Source organism: Ensifer sp. YR511 (genome assembly GCF_900103045.1).
Classification (GTDB): domain Bacteria; phylum Pseudomonadota; class Alphaproteobacteria; order Rhizobiales; family Rhizobiaceae; genus Ensifer; species Ensifer adhaerens.
Window position 1 is genome coordinate 12288 of sequence record NZ_FNGR01000050.1, and the last position, 21444, is coordinate 33731.

The following is a 21444-nucleotide window of genomic DNA, read 5'->3' on the forward strand; positions in this document are numbered from 1 at the left end:
TAGTCGAGCTTAAGCAGAACGCCCGCACGTTAAAGGTCGGCAGGGGCATAAGCTTCACGATCGATCTCGCTGCTGCGGAACCAGATTGCGGCAAGGCGCGCCTCGAGGCCCTCGTCGCAGTCGATCACGGTTTCGATGTGCTCCTGCTCCTCGCGCAGCTTCCCCAGTTCGTGGTTTTCGGCGTCAGACCGCTCGGCCTCGACAGGAAAGACCCGCCCATAGCCGCGCATGGCATGCCAGTCCATTTCGGGCTTGATCTCCACCCACGCCCAACCTTCGGCGCGCAGTCCGCTGGCAAGATTTTCCATTTTCTTCGCGACGAGCTTTTCGACCAGCGTGGCGTTCATCGCATGGCCTTGGCTGCGTTCATCGAAGATGATCGCGCCGGACATCGCCTCCAAGGGCTTCATACGCGTCGAGGCCGCCGATGAAACGGATACGTTTGTCCGTCGCGGGAATTGCTTCCTCGCGCAGCTGATCGCGTGTCCGTTTCGGTTCCAAGAGGGCAGGGCGTTCCATACCTCCTCCTGCCGCCCATGATCATCACTGAGGGTGAAGGCCGTGAGCTGATCGTAGGTGGTGGCTTCGTCGCGGGAGTTCCAGAAGGGCAGGGGAGACGCGGGCACGGGCGAGCCGCTTGCGGACCACCGTCTCGGTGGTGCCATAGCGGGCGGCGATATCAGCAATAGGCTTGCCATCGTCAGCCATGATCCGGAAGGCGCTGACCTTCGACGAGAACAACCTTGTGCAGAACCGCCTCAGCTACTCGGTAGGGGTCGATGCATATGGCAAATACAGCTTTGAGATCCTTGACGAGACCGAGACGCCGTTGCCGATCCCACTCATGGCGTCTTGATCAATTGAACCGCGTCATCCCAACCCAGGTGCGCGCAAGGCCTCAGCCGCCAATGCCGAGGGCTTGTCCAACGACAGTCCTGGCGCAAGCGCCGCCCGCGGTTTGGTTCTCCCAAATAGAATTGCGAGACAACGCATTTTCTTAAGCGCCTGGAAAACGCTGGCATGGAGCTTTCGCTGGAAAACGAACTCCAGCGATATGCTTGCCTCAAGCCGCTGCGACAACATCAGGCGTCCCAGGCACCACCGTGTCCCACCAGGATGCGCTTCAACTTTCGAAAACCAGGAGAATTGTTCATCCGGTCCGCATAGACCAGATAGTATCCCCAGCCGTTCTGACTCGCACGGACACCAAGTTGGGTCAGCGAGCGCTCACGCAGTTCGTTTTGCAAGAGGGCAGCGCGGCCGATGGCGATCCCCAACCCATCCTTCGCCGCCTGGTAGGCCATTGCTTCTGCCGAGATATTCAGGAAGGTGAAATCCGCTGGACTGCGCTTCCAGACATTGGAGAACCACCAGTCCCAAGGGTCGGGAAGATGGCCTGAGTGCTGCGACCGGATTAGCACCTGAGAGCGCAGGGTATCGGCCTCTGCGCTCTGTGCCAGCTGATTGGCGACCCGGGGACTGGCAACCATGATCAGATCGCCGGGCATGAGATAGTCGGAGCGCAACCCCGGCCACCGGCCATCGCCGATGCGGATGAAACAGCTATCGCTGTTCAGGATATCCAGATCAGGGCGCGCTACTGAGTAAGCAAGGTCAATGCCCGGCAACTGATCGATCACGTTCTGCATGTGCGGCATGAGCCAGTAGCGCATAAAGAGCAGCGAGCAATGGATTGTAATCGTGCGGCCGATCTGGCGTTTAACGATGAACTTGAGATCCTGTAGCTGATCAAAACTCTTGCGGGTGATTTGAAACGCTTCCTGTCCCTCGCGCGTCAGCGCGACGCCGCGAGCACCACGCTCGAACAAGCTGCACCCCAAGTATTCTTCCAGAGTTCGTATCTGACGGCTGATCGCGCCGGGTGTCACGCCCTGGACCTGTGCCGCGACAGAAAAACTCTGGTGTTCGGCAGCGAGAGTGAAAGCGTAGAGCGCGTTTAGCGGGGCGGGATGCATTGCAAGCCTTGAGTTTTCCTAAGCCTCAGTGAGCATAACTCACTTGCGAGATCCGACCAATGCCTTCAGGTTTTGGACAGTCAAAATTGCGGAGGAAATTCCCATGGCCAAGAAGCCACAGATCTTTACGCAGGCAGAACTTCAGGCGATGCGCGACAGCGTGAACGCACTGCGCCTGCCGGATGCCTACACCGAAGGCAAATGGATGACGTCGGCCTACAGCCGCGATCCGCGTGCGATTGGCACGGATGCCCCCAAAGAGGTCGTAGTCCGCGATATCACGTTGCGCAACATTGAGCAGATGCCCGGTGTGAACCTAGCCCCGGCCGTGCGCCACAGGCTGATGGAGGAAATCGTCGCTGTCGGCGTGGGCGAAATCCAGCTTTCGATGTTCGGACGCGGCCACACGCTCGAGTCTATGTCCGAGGACGTGCGCAGGGTCAAAGCGGTCAATCCGGCGTGCCGGATGATCATGACCGGCGGGCGCAGCGAGGACGACGTGAAGCTGGCGCGCGATGCCGGTATTGAAATCGTCCAGTTCGGCGGCGCGCCGGCTGCAGGTGCTGCCCCGATCCGAATTGGCGGTGCCTTCCAGGCTGCTTGGGAGGGCAAGGATTGGCGCAAGGCCATGGTCCCGGTAAACAAGGACCAGCAGAACGCACGTGTACTGCGCCTGATCGAAGCCTGCCTGGCCGCGGGTCTTGAGCCTTCCTGCACGATCAATCAGGTCAACTATGCGGATGACGCTTATATCGAGGAATATGCCTCGCTGGTAGGCAAGGCCGGCGCCAAGGGCATTCTTCTGGCCGATGGCCCTTCGGGCTGCGCGCCTGAGGCCTTCGCTTACATGACCCGGCTGGCGAAGAAGTATGCACCGAACGCGAAGATCTTTGTCCACCCGCACAACGGCTTTGCGCTCGCCAATGCCAATTCGCTCGCCGGCGTCGTCGCGGGCGCCGAAGGTGTCGAGGTAACCGTCAACGGCTATTGTTCGATTTCGGGGCAGGCGGATCTTGCGCATGTCGCTGTGTCGCTTGAGGCGCTCTATGGAATCAAAACCGGGATCAAGCTGCAGGAGCTGACGCGGCTGGCTCGCGTGGCGGAAGAAATTATCGGCCAGCCGATCTCGCCGATGCATCCGATCACAGGCACGTCGGCCTTCGCTTGCGGTGGATCCGACAGCGTCATCCAGGAACTGGACATTGATCCACTGATACATTGGAGCCTCATCCCCGAGTTGGTTGGAAACAAGCGGCAATGGACGATTACGCGATCGACCGGGAACTTCTCGATGTGGGAAAAGCTGGACCAGCTGGGGATCGATGCGGAGCGCGAGCATATAGAGCCGGTCCTCCAGGCATGCCTCGACAAGATCCGTGCGACAGGTAAACCCCTGAGTGATGAAACAATCGCTGTGATCGCACGAACGGTGATCGCTGCCGTGAACGATGAGGCGGCTTGATAGCGCCCGTAATGTTTGCGCCGAGCCGGGACACCATTGTCCCGGCTTTTGTAGGCAGATGGCGTCATTTGGGGCCGCTGTTCTTGGGTGCAGAGCTTCCTAACCGTCCGTAGCGCGCTGCTCAAGATTTTCCAGGCCGCAAGGCAAAACGTGCTCGACAGCTCTGTCGGGGCGTCTCGAATTCCTATTCGCAGGCGCCGCTAAAGGCGCACGAGCAACTAGATGTGTTCAACCAGGCTGCCTAGAAGGTCTTCATCTCGCTCAACGGTCGAGGGCACCTCATTGCGGGTTCCCAATCTGTCGGCGCCCTTCTGCAGCTCCTTGGAAAACTGGCGAGCGGCATCACAGATATCTACGGCAAGCTCTTCGTCCGTTTCTGCATGCGTTCGGTTGAGAATGCGGGCAAGACTGCCGATCACCGCTCCGTCGTCGTTGAAAATAGGTGCGGCAATGGCTGCGAGGTCGGATTGAAACGTCCCAACGGTGATGCAGCAACCGGCTTTGCGGAAAGCATTCATCCTACGGCGAAAATCTGCCCAGTTGTCACCCAAGCCCGCCTCGGCAATGGCCGAGCCACTGCGCAGGTCATCACGCAGCAGCCGGTCCTCTTCTGGGGTCTCATCACCTCGATGTTCGTCGGAAACGTCCTGTTGGTGTTGCTCAACCTGCCGCTCGTCGGCATCTGGGTAAAGCTCATTTCGGTGCCCTATCGCTATCTCTACCCGGCCATTCTGGTCTTCTGCGTCATCGGGCTATACAGCATCCAGAATCAGACGTTCGAGATCATGACCGCTGCGGTATTCGGCTTCATCGGCTACCTGTTCATGCGCATGAAATGCGAGCCGGCGCCGCTTCTGCTCGGGTTCATTCTCGGTCCCATGCTGGAATCGAACCTCAAACGCGCCCTGCTTCTCGCCAAGGGGGATGCGACGACCTTCGTGACGCGTCCGGTCTCGGCGGCGCTGCTCCTGGTGGCTGCGCTCCTGCTTGCAACCGTCATACTTCCGCAATTTCGCAGGAAGCGCGAGGAGGTCTTCACTGAGGAAGCCTGATCTTTAGAACTGACTGGCGCGCTGTCTGACAGCGCCCGGTGAGCACACCGAAAATACCTGCGTTCACCCGCAAGGGCGCGTCCGGACATTCTTCCGGCGCATGGGTTCCTGCGTGCGGAGAGGCGCCCCTGAAACGAAATGCAAAGGAGCTTTTGAGACCGATGACCCAAATAGAATGTGTTGTGAATTCCGGCGATCAAGTCGGCGAAGTGCCGGTGTGGTGCGACCGCACCAATCTTCTGTGGTGGATGGACGTCCGTCGGCCGCGGCTGCAATCCTTCGACTCGCAAGCGGCGAACACAAGGTCTATCTGACCGGCGGCCGCGCGCTTGGCAGCTACGCGTTGCGCGAAAGCGGCGGCATGATCCTGGCACAGGACGACGGCATCTATGCCTTTGATCCCGGTGTCAGCGACCGTGAGAAGATCTTCCATCCCGAAGAGAACCTGCCGGACAACCGACTGAACGACGGCAGGTGTGACCGCCGCGGCCGCTTCTGGCTTGGCAGCATGAACGACAAGGTTCGACAGGACGACGGCAACTTCTGGAGGATCGGCACTGATTTTTCCGCCAGGAAGTTCTTTGACGGTATCAATATCCCGAACGGGGTCTGCTTCAGCCCCGACGACAAGACCATGTACTTCGCCGACACCCCGAAGCGAATGATGTGGGCCTTCGACTTCGATATCGACGACGGCGTCATCTCTAACCGCCGTGTCTTTGCCGACTTGACCGCGAACCCGGGCCGCCCCGACGGCTCGACGGTGGACGCCGAGGGCTTCATCTGGAACTGCGAATTCGCGGGCAAACGCATCGTTCGCTACGCGCCAAACGGAACGGTCGACCGCGTCGTCGAAATGCCGGTCACCAACGTCACCTGCGCAGGCTTTGGCGGCCCGAACCGGGACATCCTCTACGTCACCACCGCCTGGCAGGGGCTGAGCGAAGAGCAACGGGCCGCCGAGCCGGATGCAGGCGGTCTCTTCCGCATCGATGTCGGCGTCAAGGGCCTGCCCGAGCCGCGCTTCCAGGGCTGAAAGGAGAAATGAAAATGATGAAACTTCTACATGGCGGCCTGTCGCCATTCGTCCGCAAGGTCATGATCGTCGCGCGCGAGAAGGGGCTGGTCGACAAGCTTGAGCTCGTCCCCGCGCCGGTGAACCCATTGCAGCCCTTGGAGCTTGCCATTGCTGTTAACCCGCTCGGCAAGATTCCGGCACTGACGCTCGCCAATGGTACCGTGCTTTACGGGTCGACGGTCGTTGCCGAGTATCTCGATGCGCTTGATAACCAACCCCGCTTCTTCCCTCGAGGCGAAGTGGCCCGCGCTGCGCCGCAACGCTCTTGGCGACGGTATCTTGGAAGCGGGCCAACTGACCCGGATCGAGGGTCTCCGCCCCGAAGATAAGCGGTGGGACGACTGGAAAAAAGTGCAACTCCTCAAGGTCATCAATGGGTTGAACGCTGCCGAGAAGGACGCCGCCGACCTCGCCACCGAGAATCTCACTATCGGTGAAGTCGCCCTCGTTTGCGCACTCGGTTGGCTCGACTTGCGCCTGCCCGAAGCGGCCGGCTGGCGTGAGGAGAGGCCCGCTCTTGCAGCCTGGTTCGATATGGTCTCAAAGAAGCCATCGATTGCCGCGACCGCTCCGAAGGTGCCGGCATGAACAAGACCATTGAGCAGGCGATTGCTGCAGGCGTCGGCGTCGGGCAGATCAGCGACGCTATGGACGAACTCGGCCTTTCGCAAAACGCTGGCGGCGGCTATCGCCTGCTCGGTGGCAACGGAGGGACCGTCTTCGGGCGGGCCTTTACGCTTGGGCAGGGGCGCGCAGAGCCGGGCGCGGCGAGTTTGGCTCGCCAAGGGGAGGCGGCCCTCTCCTTGGCGAGCCCCGGCGATATCCTCGTTATCGATGCCGGTGGGAACACGGAGATCGCGACCTGGGGTGAAGGCCATTCATTGCGTGCGCAGATCAATGCACTAAACGGCGTCGTGCTGCATGGTGCAACGCGCGATGCGGAAGCATTGGCTGCCAGCTCTTTTCCTGTGCTTTGCCGTGGCACCTCGCCCTTGCGCAGCAAGGGTCGTTTTCACACGATATCGGTCGGCGAACCCGTCACGTTGGCGGGCGTTCGGATTGTATGTGGAGATCTGGTCGCAATCGGTGTCGACGGGTTGGCGTGCATTCCCTCAGAATTCGTCGAGCCGGTACTCCTGAAAGCCCGCGAAATCCAAATGATGGAGCACGACCGCGACGTTCGCCTGCGTGCCGAAGTCGCCGCGGTTCATGTCTAGGCGCCAACCAAATGCTTAGGCAGCCGAGTTTCGCGTCCGTCGCTTGTTTGATATCAGGTCGATCGATGCCGGAATTGACCGACTTCTTCAGAAGCTTCGTTTGCGCAATGCGGGAGCGAATGGTTGAAGATCGGCGTCGATATGAGCACCGCCAGTCCGTTGTGTCGCGACGCCTCGACAAGTCATGGTCACGATGAGGCCATCCCCAATTCGAAACTGAAAGCGCCGAATTTGCGCCAGGTTCACGTGCTTAAGACTGAAGTCGCTTGACGACAACTCCGTACCAGCCTAGCCCGTCGTACTCCTGATATCCCTGCGTGCGTGCGAACGCTACGAGATGATCATTCGATACGTAGCTGCCGCTGGATATCTTCCTGAAACCGATCAGCCAGATGCGCGGCTTCTTCGGCAAGCTTTTGGACCTCTTGCGCCACGACATTGAAGCCTCGGCCCGCATCGCCCGCTCTGGAAGCCTCGATCACGGCATTTATCGCCAGCAATTTTGTTTTCCACCCGCAAGTTGCTGCCGCCGAACCGTGCAAGTTCATCATCGATCGTATCGATGATCGTTCGCATTCCCTTGGCGGATGATCCCATTTCCAAACCGGTCCCCGTTGTTTTTCAGGTAGTGAAAATGCCTTGCGAAGGGGCGCTCATCCCCCTTCTCAATGCTCGATTGCAACGTTTCGCGTCGATGCTCAGAGGAGCCATGCTGCCGAAGAAAAGGGAGAGGCAGGCCCACTTCTTCCCGCAACATTGGCAATGCCCGACTAGTCGAAAAGGTGCGGTCGCGACGACCATGCCGCGACCGCATATGCAAATGCTATTCTGTCAGGGCCACGTTCACCATTCGCGAAGAATCGTCGGGGTTGCCCGTCGCCACGTAACCGCTCACCTTGGATGAGTGACCGACAAATTTGTTTTGATAGAAGAGCACGATGCGGCTGCATTCGTTCAACGCGATCTCTTCTAGCTGATGAGCTATTGCCGTGCGCTTGACGACGTCTGTTTCCAACGTCTGCGCCTCATACAACCTGTCGAGTTCGGCATTGGTAACCCCAGAAATGTTTGCGGGTCCGGACGTATGGATAGAACCGAATACGACGTCCGGGTCATTGACGGGGTAGGCGATGCCGCCTTGGGAAACGATGTCGAAGTTGGCCGAGTTGAAGCTGTCGAAGAACATCGCGCTTTCCTGGACGTCGAGTGTAACCTCTATACCAACCCGAGCAAGTTGCCCCTGGGCCATCACGGCCCGCTCTTCGTGATTGACATTCTTTCGTACCAGCATCCTGAGCTTCAAGCCGTTTGCGTATCCGGCCTCCGCCAGCAGCTTGCGTGCCGTTTCACGATTGGCTTCGACGTCGGGGCCGTATCCGGGCATCTGCAGCAGTTTCTCACGTGGCATCGCATAACGGCCTGGCGGAATGAACCCTCCAATTTCGGCCTGACCCTGCTCCAGAAGCTTGATAGCTTCATTGCGGTCGATCGCATAGCTGATCGCCTGCCGGACCCGTCTGTTGTCTAGTGGCTTCCTGCGACCGTTCAACGTTATCGCAGTCGGATTGAGGGCAACGACCCTTTGGACCGTCACACCGCTGTCTTCATCTTTCTCAAACCTCAAGCCGGAGTCCGAACTCATTTCATTGTAGAAAAGGATCTGCCCGGTCTTGAAATAGGCGTCGAGTGTGGACGGATCCTCGGCGACGAAAAACGTAATGCCATCGAGATACGGCCGGTCGGTCTGAAAATACTCCTCGTTGCGAACCAGATCCAATCGAACTCCGCGTTGGTAGTCCTTGAATTTGAACGGACCAGTCCCGACAACCTGTTTCTGCATGTTGCCGTCACGCTCCAAGATGTGCTTCGGCATGATCACCATCCATCCTGTGGCGAGCAACGGCAAGAATGAAGGTTGCGGTCGCTTCAGGTAGAACTCAACCGTGAGCTTGTCGGGCGTCTCGATGCGGTCGATCACCGCAAGACTGTTCTTGCGGATACTAGCGACGCCCTCGGGCGGATTTCGGACCAGATCAAACGTGTGTTTTACGTCGGCGGAGCTGAACGGCGCGCCGTCGTGGAACTTCACGTTTTCATGCAGTTTGAACGTGACCAGCTTGCCATCGCTCGACACGGTCCAGCTTTGAGCAAGCTCCCCAACGAGCTCTTCGGGCTTTTCAGGATTGGTCGTGAGAAGTCCGTTGTAACAGGGGCCGAGTGTCAGAATGACCCATGACGTACTGTTCCCAATGATGTCGAAATTCGGCGGATCCTTCATATTTGCGGTAAGCGTTCGACCCGAGGGAGCGGCAAACGCTACGCTCCCAAATTGATTGACCACGAACGCGCCAATTCCGGCCGCCGCTAGACTCTTGAGCACCTGCCGCCTGGAAAGATCGGTTCGTGCCACAGTGATAAGTTTGCTCATATTTCCTCCCGATTCTAAGTAAGATCAGCTCCTCAGCCATCACTGCCATTGGAACCGACCAGCCACGACGCGCAACCGACAAAAAATGACGCCGGGTTGACTTTTGCTCACGCACTTGAGCGGCAACGGTCGAAACATCAGACTTCCAAGCGTGATGCGCCAAGTGAGTGCTCGATCGCCCCACGCATCTGGTTGCCTGGCAAGGATCGGGCCGATACAAGGTCGTTCATTCTGCCCGCAGCAGACGGCAGCGCAGCCCTGCAGCGACCCCAGGAGGTGGGGGCCCCCAAGGCAAACTGTTTCCACCACGCGAAAATTTGGTTCAGTTACGCATGCGAGAACATTGGACGACCCGCGAAGGGGAGCTGGGCCTTCAAGATCGACCCTGTGCTGGATTCCGTGACGAAGAGCGTCTTCCTGTCACCGCCGCCAAAAGACAGATTTGTGGTGGATCGTCCCTCACATGATCTGATCCGATATATGGGTTCTCCAAAACGGTCGAAAACCCAAACCGAACCCAAACCGGGATGGCATATATATAGGTTGCCACGCTCATCGATTGCGGCGCCATCCGGCCCGCCGCTATAAGACCCGGAGAGTTGCAGCATGTTGCCGACCTTATCGACGCCTGCGTACTTCGGTAGGAGGGGAACTCTCCAAACGCTATTCGCCCTCGTCATGCATACATAGAGCGTCTTCTCTTCCAGATTTAGCACAAGGCCATTCGGGCTCGGGCAATTGTCTAGAAGCAGGTCCAACTCGCCGCACGTGCGCCAGCGAAAGACCCGGCCGGTTGGGTCCTGCAGTCCGGTCGAGCCCTGATCGGTAAAGTAGAGGTCCCCGTTCGCCGCAAAGAAGAGGTCGTTGACACCCTTGAAGGGTTCGAACCGATAGTGGGTCAGGACGGGCTCCACGGTACCTCTTTCCTGGTCCAGCAATAAAATCCCCCGCTTGTGGTCTGCGACGAAGATCCGTCCGTCTCGATGGACCTTGAGGCCATTGGGTTCGCCGTCATACTCTGCAACCACGCTCCATCGCCGCTCGGGGTCGATCTTGAAAATCCGGCCAAATGCTATGTCGACAACAAAGAGGTTTCCCTCGCGGTCGAAACTTGGACCCTCAAGAAATGATCCGAGCCTTTGACCCTGGCGCTTTACCCGCACAAAATCGGACGGACGATCCCAAAGCTCCAGTTCGTCGGGTATTTTCGACCAAACCTCAGTCGTTATTTCTGGCGGTGCAGCGAACAAGGAAAACCTCCTCAAGCCTTAATCAAGGAAGACGCCGTCTCTAGCCTCAAAGTCGCGCCAAAACTGGACATGACGTTCGCGGTCGATCTCGGCGCCGAGTGTGGGCTTCACTTTCTGGATTCTGTCCTGGACTGCCGTCGCATAGAGCCGGGGAATGACAACTGCTCCGTCGAGGTCGGCCACCACAAGGTCACCCGGCTCGACAATTACGCCGCCGCATGCCACCGGCACGTTGATCTCCGCCGGCCCCTTCTTCGGTCCCGACCAGGGCGCAATCGCTTTTGCGAACACGGGAAACCGCGCGGCTGCACATTGCTCCACATCGCGATAGGCCCCATTGACGATGACACCTCGCAAGCCACGCTCGGCGATGGCGGTCTCAAGCATTCGAAAACCGCCAAGGCACCACTCGGTGAAGCCTTGGCCATCGATCACGAGCACATCTCCTGGCTCAATCAGCTGCAATGCAGCCTTCACACCGAAGTTATCCCCGGCTGGACATTTCACAGTGACTGCCGAGCCAAGGAGGCGCGGCGCTCCGGGATAGATCGGCCGAATGGTCCCATCGAGCGTGTAGAGACGGCCGACCGCGTCGCTCAGGTCTGCAATCGGCGTCCCCCGAAAGCCTTCTATCAAACCTGCGGGCAGACGCAGAAATGAGCGCCGCACCCGGAAGGTAACCGTCGGGTATCGATCCGGATGCTCGCTCATTCTTCATCCCCTATGCTTATTCGGCTGCCAGCCGGGTGGCGTCGTAGCCAATTGCGCTTTTCAGGTTCTTCAGGGCATCGCCGTAAACCTGGATGAGGACCTTGAAGGGGCCATCCAATGTCACGATCTTCACGCCTTGCTCCACCCAATAGGCTGCTTCGTCGAGGCCTTCCGGCGTCACCGATTGAGTGACCGTCACCTGCTTGCCGGCGGCCAGGGCCTCGAGATGAATGCGTTTGCGCGCTTCCTTGACTTTGGGATGATTGCGGTCATTCGGAACGCCGAGAGAAATCGCCAGATCGCCACTGCCGACGCAAATGACATCGAGATACTCGTTCCTCAGGATCTCTTTCAGGTTGGCGATGCCTTCCTCATCCTCGATCTGGGCGCACAGCAAGGTCTCTTCGCGCGCAAGATCGAAGTAGTCGCCCTGCGCCATGCCGCGGAAGCGCAGCGGGCGGTTCGATTCACGTCGGCCGATCGGCGCATAGTATGTCGCGTCGACCATCTGCTGAACGTCTTCGGGCGTTCGCACGCAGGCGATGGACATGCCTTGCGCGCCCATGTCCATGCGCCACATCATGTCCCAGAATTGGGTCGGAGAGGCGACCCACGGCATCATCTGGTGAGACCACGCCGTCTGGATCAATCCCTGCAGTACCTCCGGGCTGACCGGCCAGCGGAACGAATCCAGCTTGACGAAATCGGCGCCAACGACCCCGGCGATCTCAACCAGGTGCTGGGAAGATTCCTTGACCTGGATCCCAAGCGAAACAAGACCTGCCTTGTAGCGCTCCTTGACGATATTCTTTGCACTGGCTTTCATATGTCATATCCTTTCATTTTGATGACAAAGCAGGACCGTTCGCAGCCGGAGCTACGCCGATTTCGTTGGTAGGTGTGTTGGTTCAGGCCGAGAGCCAGACGTTCTGGAACCGGCGATTGTTATCCATGACTGGATGGATAATCAGACCCTGCACCCGGGGAGAGAGTCCCAGGAACTTCTTCTGCCAGAACAGGACGACACGGTTGAATTGGTTCAACATGGCAAGCTCCATCTCCTGCGAAATGGCTCGCCGTTTCGTCTCGTCCATCTCCTGCGACTGCCGAGCGAAGCTTTCATCGAACTTTCCGTCGCAAATGCCAGAGTAGTTTCGCGACGCTTTGCAGGTATAGAAATCAGAAAAGATGGTGTCGGGATCGTCACCGCCCGCCGTGTGGACCCACGGGGAAATCTCATAGTTTTTCTTGACGAGATTGTCGTATGACAACGTATCGTCCTGGAGATCGATGCTGGATTTGATGCCGATCGTGGCGAGTTTCGACTGCATGAACACCGCGACTGCTTCATAGTTCGCATTACGTTTGGTCATCAGCGTCGTGGTGAATCCGTCAGGAACCCCCGCCTCATGCATCAGTTTTTGCGCTTTCGCCAGATTGTCCTTTGGATCGCCACCGTAGCCGGGCACTTTCGAGAGATCGCCGGGCGGCACGGCCCACCGTCCCGGAGGCATAAGCCCTCCCGTGACGGCCTCGCCTTGGCCGACAACGGCGATTGTTTCCGCACGATCCATCACCAGACTGACTGCCTGACGCACCCTGATATCACTGAACGGTCCCTTTGTGGTGTTGAAACTCACGCAGGTGAACGAAAGCGCCGGCACCTCCTGAACGACGAGTTCCTTGTCATTCAGCTTCGTGCGGCGTGCTTCTTCGTCACCCATATTCATGAAGACCGTCAGCTGCCCCGTCTTCAGGTAGGAGAGCGTCGTAGCCGCATCGGAGATGACGTAGATCGTGATGCCGTCCAGATAAGGGCGATCCGGCACATGGTAATGTTCGTTGCGAACGAGCTCGATGCTGACGCCTTTGGTGTACTTTGCAAGCCGGAAAGGCCCCGTACCGACCACGTCGTCTTTCATGCTGCCCTTGTCTTCAAGAATATGCTTTGGATAAATAAGCATCCATCCCGAGGCGAGCGTTGGCAAAAATGCCGGGGAGGGGCGCTTGAGCACCATCCGCACCGTCAGAGCGTCGACCACTTGGATCGTGTCGATCATTTCCAGTTGGTCGCTTCGCACGCTCACTGCGCCTTCCGGCGGATTGCGCAAGAAGTCGAAGGTGTATTTCACATCTTCAGCGGTGAACGGCATGCCATCATGAAATCTGACACCGTCAATCAGTGAAAACGTGTAGGTAAGAGCGTCTTTTGAAACCGTCCAGTCTCGGGCCAGATCGCCGACAATCGCGTCGGGACGCATGGGATCGAACATCACGAGATTGTTGTAGCAGGCACCGGCAATGTAGAGCACGCGGTTCGTTGCTGTCGACATCGGATCGAAGTTCGCAGGGTCCGACGTGAGGTTGAGCGTAAGGATCCCGCCCCGACGCGGCGCCAACTTACTATCCTGAGCGGCAGCAAGCGAAGACCAGACCGGTGCAGTAGCCGAGAGGCCAATTCCAGCCAACGCAATCCCGCGCATGATATCTCGCCTGGAACATGCCAGGCTCGCGAACTCGTCGCTTCGTTTCGACATTTCCCTTTTCTCCTCCCGAAAACGCTCCTCCCGAAACCCGCAGGTGAGGCGGTATTTCGAGTTCCTTCCCTGGGCTCATATCAATGCAGGTTTCCGTCGAGCACAATCGAGATAAACTGCGCCAAGATTGATTTTTTCTCCACCTCGTGCAAATGGCTTTCTGAATCGTCGGCTAGTTCTACGATCCGTCAAAAGCCCCTGAGAGGTTGAAATGGCACCCGTTCCCCTGAACCCTTTGCGCGTCTTTATTGTCTCTAGCCGCTATCCAAGCTTCGTGGAGGCTGCACAAAAACTTCACGTGACGCCCGGTGCGATTGGCAGGCAGATCAAGGTCCTGGAGGAGTATCTGGGGGTTGAACTCTATTCGTCCGGTGCAAATAAGAAGGAACTGACCCAGCTTGGGAGAACCTACGCACAGATGCTCGGGCCTTGTATCGACGAGATCGAGAACCAGAACGCGCGGTTTTTAAACAGCAATAAAGCGGATACGCTCCGCCTTGCTTGTTCGAACCATTTCATGCGCCAATGGCTTTTGCCCCGGCTCGGGGAGTTTCTCGACGCAAATCCTGGTGTGGAACTCACGCTCGACGTCATGAAGCCGAGCTCGATGGCCGACAATAGGGCGGACGTCTGGATCCGCTACGGCAAAGGAGAATGGCCGGGCTACTCGGCATACCCCTTGATGAGGCCCACCCTCACGCCGGTCTGCAGTGCCCGATACATTGCAAGCCATGGGCGACCCGAAAGCCCCGAGGCACTTGGGAGCCACGTGCTGCTACAATCAGAATTTCGCCTCGACGATTGGGGGGCCTGGTCCAAAACCGCAGGCGTCGAACTCCCATCGCAGGCGCGTCGGATAACTTTTGCCGGAACATATCTGGCATATCAGGCCGCGTTGATGGGAAGCGGTGTTGCGCTTGGACGCAGCTACATGATGGACCAAGACATCGCCAACGGCAGTCTGCTCAGGCTCTTCCCCATAGAAGCCGAGGTGGACTCGGCTTTCTATCTGTGTATCCCCAGTGGAATGCCGCAGAAGAAAGCAATCCGCGCTTTCCGCAAGTGGATTGGAGAGCAGGTCAAATCTCGCGAACACTTTTGACTTAATCAGTGCCATCCCACCTGCTACGCGGTGCGCATTTGCTGACTGGAGACTGCCAAATTTTCCCGCGTTGGCAGGAAATGGTGCGGGCTCCTATGTCACGTTGGAGTGAGGCGCGAAGGCGACAGATACCGCGCGTTTAGTGCGGAGAAAAACTCAAAACAATCCGCTAAATAATCGATTGTGAAAAGCCGGTATTTCCGCAGAATTTCTCCAATGCGCATTCTGCCTGCGTAGACGTCAAGTTCGGCAGACAGCGAGTGTGCGGTCATGGGAGGAAAGTATGAAGACTGTATTTGCGGCCGTATCTGCCACGGCGCTTTCGGTTTCTTGGGGAGCCAATTGTATGGCTCAGCAAGTTCCCGCCAACTATCCCGCGAACTATGCGGATATCATCGAGAATTCGAAGCAGGAATCCAAACTGCTGATCTATTCCAACATCGCAGCCGATCGCTGGGAAAAGGTAGTCACGACTTTCAATGACCGCTACCCTTGGGTAAAGGTTGAGACGCTTGATATGAACTCGGGCGAAGTCTTTCAGCGATTTCTGGCGGAGGAAAGTGCAAAACAGACGACGGCCGATCTCATTGTGAATGTTGGCCCTGCATCCTGGATCAACCTTTCGGAAAAGGGTTTGATCGAACCCTATCAGTCGCCGGAGGCCTCCGCATATCCCGCCTCGATGAAGCCGCTACCGGGCGTTTACACCGTCATGGGCGATCCGCTGATCTTCATCTGGAACAAGGCGATCCTGCCCGCCGAGGCAGTTCCCACGAGCTTCGCCGACCTCGCGGCAAAGGCGCAGGCAAATCCTGATATCTACCGGGGCCGGATCGCGACATACCCGGCAGACCGCAGCACCTTTGGCTACTCGGGGCATTTCGCCTTTGCGAAGCACCATGGCGAAAAGGCATGGGAATGGTACGGCACACTGGCCCCTCTCAGCAGGACGGAGACGTCCTCCGGCCCCATGATAGAAAAGCTCACGGTTGGCGAGTACTCGCTGCTCTATCTTGCCGGGTCGGCGTCTGGATGGGCCGCTGTGGCGGATCCGGCGCGCGCCCAGTTGCTTGGCTGGAGCTATATTTCCGACGGCACGCCGATTAACGGACGCCCTGCCGCAATCCCCAAGGGGGCGGCACACGCGAACTCCGCCAAGCTGATGCTTGATTTTCTGCTGTCGATCGACGGGCAAAAATCCCTGGCGGGAGCCGACCGAATGGTCGTCAGACCCGATCTTTCGGCCAAGGACGTGAATGGCGGCCACACCTATGCGGCGGTTGAAGAAGCGGTCGGGAAACAGAACGCCCTCATGATCGACTACGATAAGGACCAGGTCGAACAGCACGACGCATTTATCGCGCGCTGGAAATCAATCTTCAAGTGAAAGCCATCCCCTTCCGGGCAGCCAGGTGCCGCCCGGAAGCTTTTCCGTTCTAGCTTGGACAACACCTTTGCGAACACACAAATTCGATCGGGCCAACACCATACAATGGGCGACAACAGCAATGACTGTTGTCCTCGTAGCTGCGCCCATTATTCCAATATTGTATCAGTCGATACTTTCAGCGCCCATTTACGATAGCAATGCGCAGCTCACGACCTCGAACTTTCATGCGCTGATTACGAGCGATGACGTGGGGCACATCCTTTGGAACACATTGATTTTCGCGGGGATTACCACCCTCGTCGCCGAGTTGATCGGAATCTTCCTCGCGATCGTGCTCGCCCGTACAGACATGCCGGGACGCAAGCTTCTGGGCGAGGTCCTGCTGTGGCCGATGTTCGTGTCGACCCTCGTGCTCGCTTTCGGCTGGTTCCTGCTCTACGGGCCTGCCGGCTATGCTACGTTGTTCGTGCAGTCGCTAACCGGAATCCGTGAGCCTTGGAACCTCTACTCACTGGCAGGGATGGCGTTTGTTACAGGCATCTCCCAGGTTCCCCTGACGCTTCTCTACTGCCAAAGCTCCGGTGCACTCTTGGACCCCTCGCTCGAGGATGCGGCGCGCACCTGCGGCGCCGGACCCTGGCAGGTCATGCGCAAGGTGACCCTTCCGATGATGCGACCGGCCGTACTTTTCAGCACCGTAATGAACATCACACTTGCCCTGGAGACCCTGGCCGTGCCGCTGGTGTTTGGGGAACCGTACGGCATTCGTGTACTGACGACATTGCTTTACGCCGAGGGGATTGCTTCGGCGCAACCGAACTACGGTCTGGTAGCGACAGCGGCAGTCGTGCTCCTTTGCACCATCATGCTGCTGGTCTTTATCCAACAGAAGCTTCTGAAGAATAACCGCCGCTTCGTCAGTGTGAGCGGCAAGGCCAGCAGACCCAGACTACTGGCGCTCGGGAACTGGGGGTGGGTCCTTTGCGCGCTGACAACTGCGTTCGCGCTTGCCGCGATCATACTGCCGCTTGCCGCGCTCGTCCTGCGGGGCTTCGTCTCGTTCCTGTCTCCCCTCATACCGTTCTGGACCGTTTTCACCCTCGAGAACTTCGCTGCACTTTTCTCGGTTGAAACCTACAGGCGTTCCATTTTGAACACGCTGCTGATTTCGACGGTTGGAGCCGTGATTGGCACCGCGTTCATGGCCCTCATTGCGTTGGTGGCTCACAGATCCGAATTCAGGTTACGCGGGTTTCTTGATTTCGTGGCGGTCGTGCCTCGAGCAGTCCCCGGGCTCGTGGCAGGATTGGGGTTCTTCTATGCCGCCATTCTGCTGCCGCCCATCGGCTGGCTGCGGGGCACGGTCTTCATAATCATCGTGGCCTATGTGATGCGCTACATCTCGAACGGCTACGGTACGATCGTGCCCTCTCTTCTCCAGATCGCACCGGACATCGACCGTAGCGCGAGGGTCATGGGGGCGGATTGGGTCACGGCTTGCTGGGCGGCCGTTGTCCCGATCCTAAAACCCGCTCTCTTCTCCTGCTTCGCAGTGCTCTTCATCCAGTTTTTCAAGGAATACACCACCGCTGTGTTCCTGCTGTCGCCTGGCAGCGAAGTTATTGGCTCGACAATGCTGCAGTTCTGGGTTCAGGGGCAGGTCGGTCGGGTCGCGGCCCTGTCGGCGGTGCAATTGGCGATAACTTTCGCGTTCGTCTACGCGAGCAAGAGTATCTTTGGGTTAAAATTCCATGGCTGAGATCATCCTAAACAAGCTTTCAAAAACGTTCGGTTCCTTCAAAGCGCTGGACGAAATATCGCTCACGATTGCCGACGGGGAGTTCGTCTCACTTCTCGGCCCGAGCGGATGCGGAAAATCTACAACCCTCGGCGCACTCGCCGGTCTGGATAAGCCGACATCCGGGTCGATCATCGTGGGCGGGATCAAGTACTTCGATAGCGACGCGGGTGTCTATTTTCCGCCGGAAAAGAGGAATGCAGGGCTTGTATTCCAGTCCTATGCACTTTGGCCGCACCTGACAGTGGCGGGCAATCTCGAATTCCCTCTCAAACTGCGTCGAATTCCGCGAGGGGAGCGAGACAAGCGGATTCGCGAGACGCTGACACTCGTGGAAATGCAAGAATATGCGCATCGCTATCCGTTTGAACTTTCCGGCGGACAGCAGCAGCGTGTCGCGTTGGCTCGCACGCTCGTCTACCAGCCGACGGTCCTGCTCCTCGACGAGCCGTTGTCGAATCTGGACACTCAGTTAAGGGACAAAGCCCGCGACTGGTTGAAGGAAATTCACAGCAGAGTAGGCATTACAACGGTTTACGTGACGCATGATCAAGGCGAAGCTCTCGCGCTGAGCGACAGGATAGTGGTCATGCAACGCGGCCGGATTTTGCAGGTAGGGACACCTCAGGAAGTCTACGCGGCCCCAAGCCACCCTTTCGTCGCCGAGTTTATCGGGGCAAGCAACTTCCTGAAAGGGGTGGTGACCGGCGTCAACGAGGCAAGGATGGAAATCGCAATCGAGAATTGCGGCGTGGTCACCGCCGGCAAAGCGCCTGACGTTCATGTGGGTGATCGCGTGAAACTGGCAGTACGCCCTGAGGCAATGGTTTTGACTGACGCTGACGACAAGTCAGCTGGCTGCGAGCAACCAGGCCTTCCTGCGCGAGTGCTGACGAAGAGTTTTCAGGGCGCAACCTTCCGGTATGTGCTCGATGTCGCCGGACAAACCGTGAGGGCGGAGACCCCTGTCAATGTCGCGGAAGGCAAGGTAAGAATTATCATTCCGGAATCTGGGAATGTGATTTTCAAGGAAGGCTGAGGCATGATTCGGTTGGCCATCGCAAAGAACTGGAGGGAGTCTGAATGCTTCCTCCAATGAATGCGTTGGTGGCCTTTGAGGCAGCAGCCAGGCATGAGAGCCTTACCAGAGCCGCCGCAGAAATGCATGTCACACCTGGTGCCGTCGGTCGCCAGGTCAAAAAGCTCGAAGACCATCTGGGCCTGAAGCTCTTTACTCGAACGAACCGAAACATCTTGCTGACGCCAGAAGGGCGTCGGTTCTACGAGTCGATCAACGATATCTTCCTGCAGCTAAGACGTGAGGTGGAACGCGTCAGCCGGCAGACGCGTGACAGGCCTCTCAATGTCAGGACGTCGATGATGTTCATGCGCTACTGGCTGCTGCCCCGGCTGCCAAGGTTTTTCGCGAGTCATCCCGACATCAAGCTCAATTTTTCGGTCGGCAGGTCCAGTGATATCCCAGGACCTGACATCGACCTTACAATCAAGATCCTGGACGAACCGCTGCCTGGCTTCAAAGTGAAACGGTTGCTCAAAGGTACGATGATCGCGGTGTGTAGCCGCGAGTATCTGACCAACAGAGGAGGGGCGATAGCGTATGCATCCCTCGGGGAGGAGACCTTGCTTCACTCCTCGGTACATCCGGAGCAATGGAAGATATGGCTTGGCGAAGCTCATTTAGCCGCCCTCGACAATGCGCGAAACATTGTACTTGAGGGGGATGGACTGAGCTACGAGGCTGCCGCCGAAGGGATAGGCATAGCGTTGGCCCGGCAGTGCCTGGTTGAGCGGGAACTCGCGTCCGGCCGGCTGCTCGTTCCGATGAGTGGGAATGGCGAACGATTTGGTGATTATTATCTCGTGTCACCCGATGTAAGCCCGAGGGTAAAGGGATTCATGGAATTTAGCCGCTGGCTCCTTGAAAACAGCAAGGTTGTCCCTGAAACAGCAAAGGCCGCCGGTCAGATAAATTAACTGTCGAATAGCTCTTCCAGAGTAGCGGGCAGGCCGGGAGCAAAAAGCCGGAACGTCGGTTGACGAACATCGATTGGTTAGTCACTTGAGCGAGCGCCGCATAGATCTGAACCTCCTCAACATCATTCATACGGTGATGATCGAGCGGAATGTCACGAGTGCCGCTCGCCGGCTCGCAATGTCACAGCCCGCCGTAAGCAACGCGCTGGCGCGGGCGAGAGACCTCTTCAAGGACCCGCTTTTCATCAAGGTCCCGACCGGCGTCGAACCGACACAGACGCTGCTTCGCATTTGGCCGGAACTACAGGCAAGCATCGCCGGGCTGCACCGGATTACCTTTCCAGTCTCGTTCAATCCTTACACGACGGAGCTTAGGTTCCGGCTCGCGATCACCGAGTCTTTGGCAATGTGGCTCGTACCGGCCTTGAGCAGCAAATTCGCAGCCGCGGCCCCAGCGGCAAGGCTCGAACTCTACCCTCACACAAACCTTGGCTCCATCGAAGGCCTTCAGAGCGCACGCCTCGATTGTGCCGTGGGCATGTTTCCGGGCTATCCAGCCGGGCTTTCCGCCGAGATCGTGCTGCGTGATCAGTACGTGTTCGTTTCGCGTGCGGGAACACCGGCCGTCGATCCTGGCGACCCGTCGTCCTTAAGTCGATGGAACTATGTAATCGTGACCCCTTCGGGGAAAGAGCACGGATTTTTGCACCGCTTGCTTCGCGATCACGCACTGGAATCAAACATCACTTTGGTGGTGAACAGATACATCGATGCGTTGGAGATTGCAGGAAGTTCCGAGTTAGTCACCGCGCTCCCTTACCGGGTGACACGGTACGGCAACTCCCCTGATTCCATTCAGATCGAGCGTTCCGAGTGTGCCGGCCGTCAGATTGACTATAAAATTCTCTGGCACAACAACATGACGCTGGATGCCCCAAATGCCTGGTTTCGATCCTTTGTCAAAACGACGATCAATCAGCTGCTCGATATCGGTTAGTGATTGCCGGATCCGGCTTCGACCCTCCCCGCCGGCAAGATGGAAAAGTCATTCGCCCCCCATCCGCTTCATCTGTCCTGCTCAGCGATGAAACTCGGAAGCTTCACTGGGAAGCCGCGACATAGGCCGCGATCGCCGCCATGTTGACGATGTCGGAATCCTTGGCCGACATCGAGACGATCTGGATCGACTTGTCGAACCCGACGAGCAGCGGGCCGATCACCGTCGAGCCGCCGAGTTCCTGCAGCATCTTGGTCGAAATCGATGCCGAGTGGAACGCCGGCATCACGAGCACGTTTGCCGTGCCCGAGAGGCGGCAGAACGGGTATTGCTCCATGACGCGAGCATTGAGCGCCACGTCGGCGGCCATCTCGCCGTCATATTCGAAATCGACGCGGCGCTTGTCGAGGATATTGACCGCTTCGCGCACCCGCTCAGAGCGTTCGCCCTG

At 57.9% G+C, this 21444-nt stretch carries 22 protein-coding genes and 1 pseudogene; 13 read left to right on the forward strand and 10 right to left on the reverse strand.

Features of this window, described 5'->3' with window-relative positions; translation table 11 throughout:
- Window positions 1-29 precede the first annotated feature (29 nt).
- Window positions 30-626, reverse strand: coding sequence for a hypothetical protein (locus BLU15_RS39285; protein ID WP_143034337.1), 597 nt, complete (start codon window positions 624-626; stop codon window positions 30-32).
- Between the two features lie 65 nt (window positions 627-691).
- Between BLU15_RS39285 and BLU15_RS39780 the strand changes: the two genes are divergently transcribed.
- Complete coding sequence (locus tag BLU15_RS39780) at window positions 692-856, forward strand: hypothetical protein (protein ID WP_176960475.1); 165 nt, start codon at window positions 692-694, stop codon at window positions 854-856.
- 226 nt (window positions 857-1082) lie between these two features.
- Here the strand turns inward: BLU15_RS39780 and BLU15_RS36315 are convergent, their stop codons facing one another.
- A complete protein-coding gene (locus tag BLU15_RS36315; protein WP_090302090.1) occupies window positions 1083-1976 on the reverse strand; it encodes a LysR family transcriptional regulator in 894 nt (297 codons plus the stop codon).
- Between the two features lie 103 nt (window positions 1977-2079).
- Here BLU15_RS36315 and BLU15_RS36320 point away from each other — a divergent pair, with 103 nt between their 5' ends.
- Window positions 2080-3438: a hypothetical protein gene (locus BLU15_RS36320; protein WP_090302092.1), complete on the forward strand. Its 1359-nt coding sequence runs from the start codon at window positions 2080-2082 to the stop codon at window positions 3436-3438.
- Between the two features lie 218 nt (window positions 3439-3656).
- On the opposite strand, the gene BLU15_RS36325 is transcribed toward BLU15_RS36320, so the two are convergent.
- Window positions 3657-3989: an IclR family transcriptional regulator gene (locus BLU15_RS36325; RefSeq protein WP_244546940.1), complete on the reverse strand. Its 333-nt coding sequence runs from the start codon at window positions 3987-3989 to the stop codon at window positions 3657-3659.
- On the opposite strand from BLU15_RS36325, the gene BLU15_RS36330 reads away from it, so the two are divergent.
- From BLU15_RS36330 to BLU15_RS36345, 5 genes and pseudogenes are all read left to right on the forward strand, one after another.
- On the forward strand, window positions 3906-4490 hold the full coding sequence (locus tag BLU15_RS36330; protein ID WP_256386725.1) for a tripartite tricarboxylate transporter permease: 585 nt from the start codon (window positions 3906-3908) through the stop codon (window positions 4488-4490). The genes BLU15_RS36325 and BLU15_RS36330 overlap by 84 nt on opposite strands.
- 217 nt (window positions 4491-4707) lie before the next feature.
- The gene (locus tag BLU15_RS36335) at window positions 4708-5526 is read left to right on the forward strand and encodes an SMP-30/gluconolactonase/LRE family protein (protein WP_210187496.1); all 819 of its coding nucleotides are present in this window, start codon (window positions 4708-4710) and stop codon (window positions 5524-5526) included.
- 62 nt (window positions 5527-5588) lie between these two features.
- Window positions 5589-5726: pseudogene (locus BLU15_RS40490) on the forward strand (glutathione S-transferase); the annotation flags it as partial.
- A 40-nt stretch (window positions 5727-5766) separates the two neighbouring features.
- A complete protein-coding gene (locus tag BLU15_RS40495) occupies window positions 5767-6156 on the forward strand; it encodes a glutathione S-transferase C-terminal domain-containing protein (protein WP_244546942.1) in 390 nt (129 codons plus the stop codon).
- The gene (locus BLU15_RS36345; protein ID WP_090302093.1) at window positions 6153-6785 is read left to right on the forward strand and encodes an RraA family protein; all 633 of its coding nucleotides are present in this window, start codon (window positions 6153-6155) and stop codon (window positions 6783-6785) included. The genes BLU15_RS40495 and BLU15_RS36345 overlap by 4 nt, the downstream gene beginning before the upstream one ends.
- A 341-nt stretch (window positions 6786-7126) precedes the next feature.
- Here the strand turns inward: BLU15_RS36345 and BLU15_RS40500 are convergent, their stop codons facing one another.
- From BLU15_RS40500 to BLU15_RS36375, 6 genes are all read right to left on the reverse strand, one after another.
- Window positions 7127-7336 carry a methyl-accepting chemotaxis protein gene (locus tag BLU15_RS40500; protein WP_090302095.1) on the reverse strand — a complete coding sequence of 70 codons (210 nt, stop codon included), beginning with the start codon at window positions 7334-7336 and terminating at the stop codon, window positions 7127-7129.
- A 272-nt stretch (window positions 7337-7608) separates the two neighbouring features.
- Window positions 7609-9213, reverse strand: coding sequence for an ABC transporter substrate-binding protein (locus BLU15_RS36355; RefSeq protein WP_090302097.1), 1605 nt, complete (start codon window positions 9211-9213; stop codon window positions 7609-7611).
- Between the two features lie 326 nt (window positions 9214-9539).
- Window positions 9540-10463 (reverse strand): SMP-30/gluconolactonase/LRE family protein, encoded by a 924-nt coding sequence (locus tag BLU15_RS36360; RefSeq protein WP_090302099.1) that lies wholly within the window; start codon window positions 10461-10463, stop codon window positions 9540-9542.
- An 18-nt stretch (window positions 10464-10481) separates the two neighbouring features.
- Window positions 10482-11174: an RraA family protein gene (locus tag BLU15_RS36365; RefSeq protein WP_090302101.1), complete on the reverse strand. Its 693-nt coding sequence runs from the start codon at window positions 11172-11174 to the stop codon at window positions 10482-10484.
- Between the two features lie 16 nt (window positions 11175-11190).
- Complete coding sequence (locus BLU15_RS36370; RefSeq protein ID WP_090302103.1) at window positions 11191-12000, reverse strand: HpcH/HpaI aldolase family protein; 810 nt, start codon at window positions 11998-12000, stop codon at window positions 11191-11193.
- Between the two features lie 82 nt (window positions 12001-12082).
- Window positions 12083-13711: an ABC transporter substrate-binding protein gene (locus tag BLU15_RS36375; protein ID WP_090302105.1), complete on the reverse strand. Its 1629-nt coding sequence runs from the start codon at window positions 13709-13711 to the stop codon at window positions 12083-12085.
- Window positions 13712-13922: 211 nt separating this feature from the next.
- Between BLU15_RS36375 and BLU15_RS36380 the strand changes: the two genes are divergently transcribed.
- From BLU15_RS36380 to BLU15_RS36405, 6 genes are all read left to right on the forward strand, one after another.
- Window positions 13923-14813 (forward strand): LysR substrate-binding domain-containing protein, encoded by an 891-nt coding sequence (locus BLU15_RS36380; RefSeq protein WP_090302107.1) that lies wholly within the window; start codon window positions 13923-13925, stop codon window positions 14811-14813.
- Between the two features lie 283 nt (window positions 14814-15096).
- Window positions 15097-16200, forward strand: coding sequence for an ABC transporter substrate-binding protein (locus BLU15_RS36385; protein ID WP_090302109.1), 1104 nt, complete (start codon window positions 15097-15099; stop codon window positions 16198-16200).
- A gap of 121 nt (window positions 16201-16321) precedes the next feature.
- The gene (locus BLU15_RS36390) at window positions 16322-17962 is read left to right on the forward strand and encodes an ABC transporter permease (protein WP_090302111.1); all 1641 of its coding nucleotides are present in this window, start codon (window positions 16322-16324) and stop codon (window positions 17960-17962) included.
- A complete protein-coding gene (locus BLU15_RS36395) occupies window positions 17955-19040 on the forward strand; it encodes an ABC transporter ATP-binding protein (RefSeq protein WP_090302113.1) in 1086 nt (361 codons plus the stop codon). The genes BLU15_RS36390 and BLU15_RS36395 overlap by 8 nt, the downstream gene beginning before the upstream one ends.
- Before the next feature lie 44 nt (window positions 19041-19084).
- A complete protein-coding gene (locus tag BLU15_RS36400; protein ID WP_090302114.1) occupies window positions 19085-19996 on the forward strand; it encodes a LysR substrate-binding domain-containing protein in 912 nt (303 codons plus the stop codon).
- A gap of 85 nt (window positions 19997-20081) precedes the next feature.
- A complete protein-coding gene (locus BLU15_RS36405) occupies window positions 20082-20993 on the forward strand; it encodes a LysR family transcriptional regulator (protein WP_143034338.1) in 912 nt (303 codons plus the stop codon).
- A 103-nt stretch (window positions 20994-21096) separates the two neighbouring features.
- Here the strand turns inward: BLU15_RS36405 and BLU15_RS36410 are convergent.
- Window positions 21097-21444, reverse strand: a 348-nt coding sequence (locus tag BLU15_RS36410) for a phosphate acyltransferase (protein ID WP_256386727.1), incomplete at its 5' end; no start/stop codon positions are given.